Origin of the sequence: Faecalibacterium longum, assembly GCF_040094125.1 — a bacterium.
In the GTDB taxonomy this organism is placed as follows: domain Bacteria; phylum Bacillota; class Clostridia; order Oscillospirales; family Ruminococcaceae; genus Faecalibacterium; species Faecalibacterium longum.
Genome location: NZ_JBBNIH010000015.1, coordinates 1 through 946 on the forward strand (window position 1 = coordinate 1; position 946 = coordinate 946).

Annotated in this window: 2 protein-coding genes; one reads left to right on the forward strand and one right to left on the reverse strand. The window is 49.4% G+C overall.

Features of this window, described 5'->3' with window-relative positions; all coding sequences use genetic code 11:
• Positions 1–188 precede the first annotated feature (188 nt).
• Positions 189–365, forward strand: coding sequence for a hypothetical protein (locus AAAU26_RS00100; RefSeq protein WP_223387700.1), 177 nt, complete (start codon positions 189–191; stop codon positions 363–365).
• Positions 366–462: 97 nt separating this feature from the next.
• Here the strand turns inward: AAAU26_RS00100 and AAAU26_RS00105 are convergent, their stop codons facing one another.
• Positions 463–714, reverse strand: a complete 252-nt coding sequence (locus AAAU26_RS00105) for a DUF6061 family protein (RefSeq protein WP_227619080.1) — start codon at positions 712–714, stop codon at positions 463–465.
• Between the last annotated feature and the right edge of the window lie 232 nt (positions 715–946).

The following is a 946-nucleotide window of genomic DNA, read 5'->3' on the forward strand; positions in this document are numbered from 1 at the left end:
AGCAACAAGTACCACGACCTGTGGTACGACGTGAAACCCTATCTGGATGCTCTCCACCGTGCGCCCGAACTGGTGCGCAGTTTTCTGGAAAAGATTCTTGCTCCCAAGCAGGAGCGCACCATGAATGTGCCGCAGAAAAACCGCAAGCGTGGTCAGGATATGGAACTTTGAGTTTCGGAGGATACTATTTGAACAAAAAGAAGAAGTCAAACAAATCCGGCTACCCGGATGAAGCAATCAAGACCCTTGCACGTTGCTTTTATCCCTCCATGGTTGAGTTTTTCAACAGCGAGGAAGGCCAGCGTGAATATGAGGAATGGCTGAAAGAGCAGGAAGCTCTACAAGCCTTGCCTGTTGCAGCATAAAAACAGCAGGACGCTCCCAGTAAAGGGAACGCCCTGCCTTATATAGATGTATCTCACCGAGGTGTGTCCAGTTGGGCACACCTCTTATTTTTTGCCCTTAATCTTCTAACCCATGACTCCCTGCTACATTCTTCAAATATTCCTCTGGGTCGCCATTCAAAATCAAGTCCGCATAGCCCAGCGGGTCATTGTAGATGAGGTAGTCCAGTTCTGACCTCTGCGCCACGGTCACGTCCAGTGCATCCTCGACCCCGGTGCAGTCAATGGAGATCATTCTCCCATCCCGGAGCAGCAATTCCACGCAGCCAGTGTCCATATTAAACTTGCAGGCTCTTTCATCGTACTTCATAATCATACCCTCCAAATCTTGTTATTGGCTTACGGTCTATGACAAGGTATCGGAGTTTTGCGCCGTCCACAGGAACCTTCGTTGTTGTACCCAAAGAAAACGAAAAATCCGAACCCTTCTCCAATCGGAAATAGGTTCGGATTTTTCTTGTTTGGTGGGCGCGGGTGGATTCGAACCACCGAAGCTGAAAAGCAGCAGATTTACAGTCTGTCCCCATTGGCCACTCGGGAAC